Genomic DNA, 9302 nt, shown 5'->3' on the forward strand with positions numbered 1-9302 from the left:
GCGCGCATGGTTTCGTGCTCGGCACCGACGGAACTTGTCTTTTTCGGTTTGGCACTCGTTGTTCTCTGTGACGTGAAATAACTCGGTGGCATTTGAACGGTGTCCCTGGCTACGATCGGATCTGTCGTTCGCTGGCGCGGTTGCATTCCGTGACTACCGGTTTTCAAGGAAGCTGAAGTCTGTTCCGGATCACTTCGAGCAGTTTGTCCTTGATATCCGGTGTTTCGATGACAACGCCATCGAGGTCTTGAAGAGCCTCTTTGATGTCATCTTCGATGGGAGAGACAAAGCCGTTGTCCTTTGTCGCAAGAGCGAAGTAACTCAAGTCTTGTCGGTCCCGGATCTCACCAAGGAAAAGAAGCTGCTTCCCGGAAGTGACATCCATTACCAACACACGGTTGTTTGGGCTTATCCGCAGGTGCGGTTCGGGTTCTTCCTGTTTCGTAGAGCCACCCATAAAATGGAAAACAAGGCCATCCGGTTTGGGCTCCTGTCGCGACTGCCTGATCTTTTCACGCGAGCGGGAATAGCCGCCGTTGCTGATTTGATCTGCAAGTCGATAAATTGTTGAGCGATTTTCATTGATCAACCGCTTTGCGGCGACATCTTCGCGTCTTGGACCTTCTTTCTTGGAGAAAATGTTGACCACTCTCTCATCTCCTTATGTGTAATTGGATTAGTGAAGGCACATCGACTGCTTCCGTTACCATTGCGTCTTCTTTGAGCGGCAAGCATTTCGTATGACAGCTTGCCCAATATTCAGCACTATACCACTAGTAAAATCCGGAGATGTTATGAGTTTGTTTAGAGAGCAAAGTGCACCTGCCGGAAACGACAGCACTTTTTTGGCACACTAGAATTTCCTCCCAGTGGTATTTTTTGCGGTTACCTAGAGATTCAACCTCAGGTCACCGTTCAAATTTCCTAGTGTATCTATAATTTTACTTATACATCTTGAAAAAGTCCAGCTTTTGTTCGTAAAAACACTTAATTTTCTCTATTTTTGTTTATTTTGGCATAAAAAATAAAAGCTGGGAAAATTCATGCAGGAAGCGCATAGTTTTGGGTGGGATTTTCCAAACTGTATCGAGTGGATATCATGGAGTGAGGCCTGTTAGGTCATTCTCGAAAACATAATAAATAATAAACGCTTAAGGTAGAAATTTGGTGTGAAAATGGAAAGCAGGCCAAAATCTCGTTCCGCACTTTTCGAGACGTTCGAATTCACTCTCGATTGCGGTACTCTTCGCCTACGTCCGACTGTCTTAAAAGACCGTGGGGCGATTGCCAGCGTGCTCGCGGACGAGAAAGTTACGAGATATTTAGCAGCATTACCTTATCCGTTAGATGATACGGCTCTGAATACTTATTTGAACTTTCTTTGCGGGTCAGATCAAGTATCAAAAACTATAGAACTGAATGGTGAGTTTGCGGGTGTGATTTCGCTTGCAAGACAACTCACATTTTGGGTTGCTCGCAAACATTGGCGGCGAGGATTGGCTGGTTGCGCGGTCAACTGGTTGGTTGATACGCACTTTGCGCAACCCGATAGTTCGACGCTGTTCGCGCAGGTCCACATCCAGAATTCCGCCTCTATTGCACTCTTGAAAAAACTGGGTTTTGAGCAGATCGGTCCAGTCAAGCGCCGTTTTTCGTTTGTCACCGAAACTGCAGAAGAGTTTGTCGGGCTTGAGTTGTCGCGTAGCGCTTGGGTGCGTGACCGGGGACCGTTATCGGAGTAGATCTTCGCCCGTTGGACATTGATCAAATATGTTCCGGAGTGGGCGCGGGCTAAGGCATACACATTCGGTCCGTATTCTCCTGCTATCGTATTGTCTTGCAGCTGACGCATTTCAGTGCCGGTTGAGTTCAAGTTGCGAGTCCCGGATTTTGCTGTCTGTTCTCTTTCTCTTGCTAGCTTATGCTTGCTGTCCTGGGTGTTTCGCGAGACGATTGAACCAACTGACCAAGGTTTTCGTGAATTTGTCCGGTGGTTCTCTCGATAATTTCGGCAACAGAATTGGTTTGCCTCGAAACAGCGTTCACACTTGTGGCAATTTCTTGAGTTGCATCGTCTTGCTGGGCCACCGCATTTGCAATGTTTGAGGCCATTTCTTGTGCAAAGTCAGTAGCTTCCGTGATGTCTTTAATTGCTTCAACAGCGCGGCTTGCTTCTTGCTGGATCTCATTGATCTGGTCGGAAATCTCCTGTGTGGCCTGCGCGGACTGACTTGCGAGTTGTTTGACTTCGTTTGCCACAACTGCAAATCCTTTACCTGCCTCTCCCGCTCTGGCCGCTTCGATGGTTGCATTCAGGGCAAGAAGATTGGTTTGGCAGGCAATGCCGTCGATCAGTTTCACAACCTCGCCAATTCGCTCGACTGAATGTCCCAGGGTCTCTACGATTCCAGCGGTGTCTCTTGCGCTTTGAGATGCTTTTTCGGAGGCTTTCGCAGATTGACTGACCTGGTTGGCAATGTCTGCAATGGATGTTGCGAGTTCTTCTGTTGACGAAGCGATGGTCTGGACATCGCGCGCTGCGTTTGTGGCTGACAAACCCACCTCGTTTGAAAGCGACCCAGCGAGTTCGCCAACTTTCTCGTGCAGATGGATCTGCCGGTTGGTTTCAATCGCAGAGATTTTTTGTTCATGAATGTCGATGAGCGATCCGCAAGCGCGTTCGGCAACGCCAGTCGCATCACGCGCTACGCCGCCGATGGCTCGAAACCAGCGATAAGATCCGTCTTTCATCTTCAGTCTGTAGGCAACGTCGTAGCCCGTGTTTCCCGAGCGATCGTTTAGGCATGCACCAAAGGCATCGAAGGTTGCATCAACGTCTTCAGGATGTAGTCGATCGGCCCAGGAGCCGACCAGATCCGGAAATGCCGTCGTATCGTTTGCTTCAAACCCCAAGAGACGACGAAACTCTGGCGACCATTGCCATTTACTTTCGAGAGCCATCGGGTCGCCGCCAGAGAGCACTGCATCCCAAAGTCCAACACCGGAATAAGCATCAAGAAGAACCGCCCGGTCATTGGCGTTTTTTTCCGCGTCGATATCGACCAATGCGCCACAAGCTCTCTCGGCGACACCGAATTCATTGCGTGATACGCCGCCGATGGCTCGAAACCAGCGATAGGATCCGTCTTTCATTTTCAGTCTGTAGGCTACGTCGTAGCCGGTCTTTCCGGAGAGATCGTTGAGGCAGGCACCAAAGGCATCGAAAGTTGCATCAGCATCTTGAGGATGAAGCCGATCGGCCCAGGAACCGACAAGGTCCGGAAACGTATTCATGTCGTCCGGATCGAAACCCAGAAGGCGGCGAAACTCATGTGACCAGCGCCATTTGCTTTCTGCAGCCATTGGATCGCCATTAGCCAAAAGCGCGTCCCAGAGCCCGACACCGCTGTGTCTGCTCAAAAGATTCCATAATTCTGTAAAATTTTGTGACAGTTTTTTCTTGTTGTCTTTACGTTTTTTCGTAAATGTAAAATTTTGATACAGTTTAAATTCTGTATTACTTGTTCTTGGTGTAGTCATATTTTTCTCACTTTCTGTATTTATCATATCATCTATTTGAAGTTTTGGAATTAAAACTTTAATCATCCGTTTATTTGTATATAATTGTGTTATTGTATTTGAATGATGGGAGGCGCTCTTGGCGCTGTGTCAGAACATGCCGCATCGGAGCTGGCTTGCATCAGTTCGCACGGACCGGTTGGAGACATCACGGGTGGAGACACAACTCAGTTGGTCTTTTGCCAAAGCGTTGGAGCATTGAGCATGTCTGAATTTGGAAAACGTCGGTTCTGCTGACTGCCTCCTTCTTTGCAAGGGGATGCGGAGCACAGTTCGGGACTGATAAATTCCAGGATGTTGTAGTTCCCCGATGACGACACGCCTGAGGCAAAACAACTTACTCAGACGGAAAAGCGCCATGTCGCACAATGTTCCACCAGACAGCTATGAAACGACCCTTACAGTGATCAAGTTTGAGAGCGGTATTGAAGTCAATCGCATCTCAATCAAATCGACTGCCGCCGTTTGTATTCCTCAACCGGGTAGCATCTATGAATTGTTCGACTATGTGGAATGCAAAGAGCTGAAGGGCGTCGTAACGAAGGTCTCGTACAAGAATGCTATCTCCAATGGACCGGTTTTCGCTGGTTCCGTGGAGGTGACCCTGGTGTGATCCAGGTACCTGTTCCTTGGCAAAAAATGTCCGCTCGCAAGTTGTCATAGAATGCCAATTACAGATCGGAGGTGCATCAAGCCTTTGGCTGCACTTTAGGACTGATCCTGTCTTATCTCGCCTTAATCTTGTGTTGTCGAAACTCTTTTCTGTCGATATGTTATCGATAACAATTGATTTGATTGGAACCCGACATGAGTTATCTGAGAGAAACAAAAAACCTGACCCATCGTGGCGTGATGGCGATGTTGAATGCTGCGGTTGAAAAGGCTGAAGCGATTGGCCAACCGCAATGTATCGTGATTGTTGATGCGAGCGGTGAACTGCATGCGGAAATCCGCATGACAGGGGCAAAGTTTCTGAGCAGGAAGAGCGCGCTGGCAAAGGCGATGACCGCCGCATCGATAGGCGTGGAAACCGTGTGTATTCCCGATGAAGTGCGACCCTTGATCGGACTGGCAACGGAGGGAAAGGTGACCGGATTGCCAGGAGGGCTTCCGATCATCGTCGAAGGTTGCCTTGTCGGCGGCATCGGGGTGGGTTCGGGAACAGGTGTCCAGGATCGAGATGTTGCCCTGGCCGGTCTGCAGGCAATCGGAGCGGAAACGTGAAGGTCGCGTTTCTTGGAACCGGACTGATGGGAGCGCCAATGGCGCGTCGGCTTGCGGATGCGGGGCATGATCTTCACGTCTGGAACAGGACGCAATCCAAATCAGATGCCTTGTCCGACTGTGCCCAGGTGGCGCCTACGCCGTTTGAAGCCGTGAATGACGCGGACATTGTTGTTTCGATGCTGCTGGACGGACCGGTCACCTACGACATTCTTGCCCGGCAGGGCTGTCTTGATGCCGCGAGGCGGGGAACACTCTTCATCGATATGGGATCGGTAGACCCTGATACGGACCGGAAACTGTCAGCGCTGGCGACCAGGCAGGGGCACGCTTTTCTCGATGCCCCGGTTTCGGGTGGTGTTGTCGGCGCGGAAGCCGGAACGCTGAGTATTTTTGTCGGAGGCACACCTGAGGCCTTTGAGAGGGCAGGGTCGATATTTTCCGAACTTGGCCGCCCGACATTGCTTGGAGAATGCGGCGCCGGGCAGGTTGCCAAGCTGGCCAACCAACTGATCGTTGCAGCCACGATTGGAGCTGTTGCGGAAGGCCTGCGCCTGGGACAAGCCGGTGGCTGTGACATTGCATTGCTGCGGGATGCGCTAAAAGGCGGGTTTGCGGACAGCCGGATCCTGGAGCTTCACGGCAAACGCATGGTCACGGGAAATTTCGTGCCAGGTGGAAGATCGGTTGCGCAGTTGAAAGATATCGACAATGCGATGAAGCTTGCCGAGGCCAGCGGTCTGGACTTGCCGCTGGCCGACTGTGTTCAACAGGGTTTCAGGAACCTGGTCGAGAACCACGATTTCAAGTGGCTTGCGCTCAGGTGAAAGCAATCTGGGCCTTGACCGCCTGGTTGCGATCACCGGCGATTTCGAATGCGGCAACTGCATCTTCCAGCGGAAAGGTCTGCGTGATGAATGGCTTGACGTTTATCAGGCCTTTCTGCATCAGGCTGACTGCCGTGAAGAACTCCTCGTGAAACCGGAACGAGCCTTTCAGCGAGAGTTCCTTTGCCGTAATTGCCATCATCGGCAAAGACATGTCGCCACCAAGGCCCAGCTGCAGAATTGTTCCACCCGGACGCATGGCCGAGATTGCCGCAGTAAGGGCAGGGGCTGCACCGGAGCACTCATAGAGAATGTCAAATGTGCCCTTGTCCGGCATGAACCTTTCGAGACCGTTTGGATCCGCAGACATATTGAGAGCAAGATCCGCCCCGGCTTCCCGAGCTTTGGCAAGCGTGTAGTCACTCAGGTCAGTGGCGACGATCAGGTCTGCGCCGGCTCTGCGGGCGGCCAAAATGCAGAGAATGCCGATCGGTCCGCAACCGGTGACCAGAACCGACTTTCCCATCATGTCGCCGGCTTTGCGGGTTGCATGCAAGCAGACAGAGAGAGGCTCGGCCATGGCAGCTTCTCCCGGGGAAAGCCCATCCGCCGGGGCACACTGAATGGCCTCGGCAACGAGAACCTGCTGAAATGCACCCTGGATATGAGGAAACGGCATCGCGCTGCCATAGAAGCGCATATTGAGGCACTGGTTGTAGGTGCCTTCATTGCAGAACCGGCAATTCCGGCAGGGCCGCGATGGCGACACCGAGACCAGTTGCCCGAGCGCAAGTCCCGATACCCCCTCGCCAAGAGCCATGATATGACCTGAAACTTCATGGCCCAGGATCATCGGTTCCTTCAGGCGTATGGGACCGAAGCCGCCATGATTGAAGTAGTGCAGATCGGAGCCGCAAATGCCACCGGTCGACAATCTTATCTGAACCTCACCAGGGCCCGGCCGAGTTTCCTCACGGTCTTCAATACGAAGATCCTTAGCCGCGTGTATGACGATCGATTTCATATCTGCCTCACAAAACAGGGGTCAGCAGGTCCTTGCCTGCGAAGTGGGCGCTGAGGTTGTCTCGCACCAGCTGACCCATCGCCTTTCTGGTTTCAACAGTGCCTGATGCATGGTGTGGTTGCAGCAACACATTGTTGAGGTCCAAAAATCTGGGGTTTAGAGCAGGCTCGCCTTCGAAAACATCGAGTGCGGCGGACCCGAGCCTCCCACCTTCCAGCGCGTCCAGCAATGCGGCTTCATCGATGTTCGAAGCCCTGCTGATATTGATGATCATGCCTTCCGGACCGACGGCTTCGATCACTTGCTTGTTGACGATATGACGTGTCTTTGCCGATGCGGCGAGCGTGACAAACAGGAAGTCGGAATGTTGTGCCAGTTCCATAGGATCGGCAATAAAGGTCCAGTCCGGTGCATAATCCTTTGCCGCGATGTCGGAATAGGCAATGTCCAAGTCGAATCCGGCAAGGCGCTTGGCGACTTCATAACCGATCCGGCCAAGGCCGAGCACGCCGGCTTTCCTGCCCCATATTCTGCGTTTGAGCGGGTAAAGCCCTTTGGATTGCCAGCTGCCGTCCCGAACCCAGGTTTCAGCGCCGAGGATGCCGCGCGACTGGGCGAGCATCATTGCAACGCCGAGGTCGGCAACATCGTTGGTCAGCACGTCCGGGGTATTCGTGACACGTATGCCGCGTTCCCGGCAAGCATCAAGATCGACTGCATCGAAGCCAACACCATAAATGGAAATGACTTCCAGATTTGGGCATGCCTCGATCATCGCGCGGTCTGCACCCAGCTCACCGCGCGTGGCAATTCCGCGGATACGTTTTCCCACCGAGTTCAGATACTCTTTCGGATCAGAAGCCTCGAATTGTTTGTGCATGATGAAGCTCTCCTCCAAAGGGATCTGGTCCCAATCCGGATAAGGTCCGACCTGGAGAATGTCGGGTTTGATCATTTTGGTCTCTCCGCGGGTTGACAATGAATGTTATCGATAACATAACAAAAGAAAGTGTCAATCGTTTCATGAAGAAGGAAATCAAATGAGCCTGGCTCTGTTCGACCTGTCCGGAAAACGGGCATTGATCACCGGTTCATCGCAGGGGATCGGTTTTGCACTCGCGCGCGGCCTGGCTCAGGCCGGTGCGGAAATCATTTTGAACGGCCGCGACCAGTCAAAGCTCCGTGAAGCCGGTGATGCCCTCAGGTCGGAAGGCCATACGATCCATGAATTGTCTTTCGACGTTACGAACCACGAAGCGGCGAGAGCAGCGGTCGATCGATTTGAAAATGAAACAGGTTCCATCGACATCCTGGTCAACAATGCCGGAATGCAACACAGGACACCGCTTGAGGATTTTCCACCGGATGCGTTCGAACGCCTTTTGCAGACCAACATCGCATCCGTGTTTCATGTCGGACAGGCCGTCGCCCGTCATATGATTGGACGTGGGGCCGGGAAAATCGTCAATATCTGTTCGGTTCAAACAGCTCTCGCACGGCCCGGCATCGCGCCCTACACGGCAACCAAGGGCGCTGTCGCGAACCTGACGAAGGGAATGGCGACGGACTGGGCAAAGCACGGGCTTCAATGTAATGGCCTTGCACCTGGATACTTCGATACGCCGCTCAACGCTGCACTGGTCAACGATCCGGCATTCAGCGACTGGCTTGCCAATCGCACACCTGCCGGTCGCTGGGGCAAGGTGGAAGAGCTCGTGGGAACCTGCATTTTCCTCTCGTCCGATGCCTCATCCTTTGTCAACGGAACCACCGTGTTCGTCGACGGTGGCATTTCAGCGTGTCTGTGATGTCGGCCTTTGTCGTCATGGGGGTGAGCGGATGCGGCAAAAGCAAGATCGGTCAGGGGTTTGCCAGGGCGATCGGCGGGAGTTTCTTTGATGGGGACGACCTGCATCCGGAAGAAAACATTGCCAAGATGAGCCGCGGCGAACCTCTCAATGATTCAGATCGTGAACCCTGGCTCGACCGGGTCGGCATGCGCCTGAAAGACGCCAGCGAACCGACGGTGATTGCCTGTTCCGCGCTTAAGCGGGCCTATCGCGAACGGATTGCCGACAGAGCCGGCGGGCCGGTGACTTTTCTCTATCTGGAAGGAACCCGGGACGTCCTGAGCAGTCGAATGAAGTTGAGGGAGGGACATTTCATGCCCCTTGCCTTGCTGGACAGCCAGCTGGAAACACTGGAGCCACCAGAGCCGGACGAGCTGTCGGTCAAGGCGTCTATCGACCAGACACCCGATCAGGTGGTCGCCGAATTGCTCGCCGGAATTCGAAGGAAAATGTAATGACTGAAAATGTAGCTTTGATTGGTGCTGGTGCCATGGGCGGTGCTATCGGCGCGCGCCTTGCGGAAACAGGCAACAGGCTGTTGGTTTTCGATCTGGACGCCGAAAAAGTTGCCGAGCTTGTGGCACGTGGTGCCGAGGCAGCCTCATCCGCGGCCGAGGCCGCCAGTCAGGCGGACTATGTCATCACGAGTCTAAATTCTCCCCGGATCGTCGATATTGCTGTCTTCGGTGAGAACGGTGTTGCCGGCGGAGCCCGGCCTGGAACGCTGATCATCGATATGTCCTCGATTGATCCGGACGCGACCAAGACGTTGGCTGAAAAGGCCGTGGCGGCCGGACT

At 53.1% G+C, this 9302-nt stretch carries 11 protein-coding genes; 7 read left to right on the plus strand and 4 right to left on the minus strand.

Annotation, left to right across the window (positions count from 1 at the left end):
- Positions 1-163: 163 nt before the first annotated feature.
- Complete coding sequence (locus tag K5905_RS19440; RefSeq protein ID WP_297586770.1) at positions 164-649, minus strand: hypothetical protein; 486 nt, start codon at positions 647-649, stop codon at positions 164-166.
- 526 nt (positions 650-1175) lie between these two features.
- Between K5905_RS19440 and K5905_RS19445 the strand changes: the two genes are divergently transcribed.
- Entirely contained in the window at positions 1176-1742 is a 567-nt protein-coding gene (locus tag K5905_RS19445) for a GNAT family N-acetyltransferase (RefSeq protein WP_297586784.1), read from the plus strand.
- A 172-nt stretch (positions 1743-1914) separates the two neighbouring features.
- On the opposite strand, the gene K5905_RS19450 is transcribed toward K5905_RS19445, so the two are convergent.
- Positions 1915-3606: a PAS domain-containing methyl-accepting chemotaxis protein gene (locus K5905_RS19450; RefSeq protein ID WP_297586771.1), complete on the minus strand. Its 1692-nt coding sequence runs from the start codon at positions 3604-3606 to the stop codon at positions 1915-1917.
- Positions 3607-3937: 331 nt separating this feature from the next.
- Between K5905_RS19450 and K5905_RS19455 the strand changes: the two genes are divergently transcribed.
- The 3 genes from K5905_RS19455 to K5905_RS19465 all read left to right on the plus strand — a co-directional run bounded on the left by K5905_RS19455 (position 3938) and on the right by K5905_RS19465 (position 5630).
- On the plus strand, positions 3938-4192 hold the full coding sequence (locus K5905_RS19455; RefSeq protein WP_297586772.1) for a hypothetical protein: 255 nt from the start codon (positions 3938-3940) through the stop codon (positions 4190-4192).
- A gap of 194 nt (positions 4193-4386) precedes the next feature.
- Positions 4387-4803 carry a heme-binding protein gene (locus K5905_RS19460; protein ID WP_297586773.1) on the plus strand — a complete coding sequence of 139 codons (417 nt, stop codon included), beginning with the start codon at positions 4387-4389 and terminating at the stop codon, positions 4801-4803.
- Positions 4800-5630: an NAD(P)-dependent oxidoreductase gene (locus tag K5905_RS19465; protein WP_297586774.1), complete on the plus strand. Its 831-nt coding sequence runs from the start codon at positions 4800-4802 to the stop codon at positions 5628-5630. The genes K5905_RS19460 and K5905_RS19465 overlap by 4 nt, the downstream gene beginning before the upstream one ends.
- Here K5905_RS19465 and K5905_RS19470 read toward each other — a convergent pair.
- Complete coding sequence (locus K5905_RS19470; RefSeq protein WP_297586776.1) at positions 5623-6654, minus strand: L-idonate 5-dehydrogenase; 1032 nt, start codon at positions 6652-6654, stop codon at positions 5623-5625. The two genes, K5905_RS19465 and K5905_RS19470, sit on opposite strands and share 8 nt — an antisense overlap.
- Before the next feature lie 7 nt (positions 6655-6661).
- Positions 6662-7609 carry a 2-hydroxyacid dehydrogenase gene (locus K5905_RS19475; RefSeq protein WP_297586778.1) on the minus strand — a complete coding sequence of 316 codons (948 nt, stop codon included), beginning with the start codon at positions 7607-7609 and terminating at the stop codon, positions 6662-6664.
- A gap of 85 nt (positions 7610-7694) precedes the next feature.
- Between K5905_RS19475 and K5905_RS19480 the strand changes: the two genes are divergently transcribed.
- From K5905_RS19480 to K5905_RS19490, 3 genes are all read left to right on the plus strand, one after another.
- Positions 7695-8462 (plus strand): SDR family oxidoreductase, encoded by a 768-nt coding sequence (locus tag K5905_RS19480; RefSeq protein WP_297586780.1) that lies wholly within the window; start codon positions 7695-7697, stop codon positions 8460-8462.
- On the plus strand, positions 8462-8959 hold the full coding sequence (locus K5905_RS19485) for a gluconokinase (protein WP_297586786.1): 498 nt from the start codon (positions 8462-8464) through the stop codon (positions 8957-8959). Before K5905_RS19480 ends, K5905_RS19485 begins: the two co-directional genes overlap by 1 nt.
- On the plus strand, positions 8959-9302 hold a 344-nt coding region (locus K5905_RS19490; protein WP_297586782.1), incomplete at its 3' end, for an NAD(P)-binding domain-containing protein. The genes K5905_RS19485 and K5905_RS19490, both read left to right, overlap by 1 nt.

The organism is Roseibium sp. (assembly GCF_025698965.1).
Lineage (GTDB): Bacteria > Pseudomonadota > Alphaproteobacteria > Rhizobiales > Stappiaceae > Roseibium.

Bases quoted from the DNA above. Each gene is read 5' to 3' on its own strand.
- K5905_RS19475 (WP_297586778.1), bottom strand. From the start codon at position 7,609: ATGATCAAACCCGACATTCTCCAGGTCGGACCTTATCCGGATTGGGAC.
- K5905_RS19480 (WP_297586780.1), top strand. From the start codon at position 7,695: ATGAGCCTGGCTCTGTTCGACCTGTCCGGAAAACGGGCATTGATCACC.
- K5905_RS19470 (WP_297586776.1), bottom strand. From the start codon at position 6,654: ATGAAATCGATCGTCATACACGCGGCTAAGGATCTTCGTATTGAAGAC.
- K5905_RS19455 (WP_297586772.1), top strand. From the start codon at position 3,938: ATGTCGCACAATGTTCCACCAGACAGCTATGAAACGACCCTTACAGTG.
- K5905_RS19450 (WP_297586771.1), bottom strand. From the start codon at position 3,606: ATGATTAAAGTTTTAATTCCAAAACTTCAAATAGATGATATGATAAAT.
- K5905_RS19485 (WP_297586786.1), top strand. From the start codon at position 8,462: ATGTCGGCCTTTGTCGTCATGGGGGTGAGCGGATGCGGCAAAAGCAAG.
- K5905_RS19445 (WP_297586784.1), top strand. From the start codon at position 1,176: ATGGAAAGCAGGCCAAAATCTCGTTCCGCACTTTTCGAGACGTTCGAA.
- K5905_RS19460 (WP_297586773.1), top strand. From the start codon at position 4,387: ATGAGTTATCTGAGAGAAACAAAAAACCTGACCCATCGTGGCGTGATG.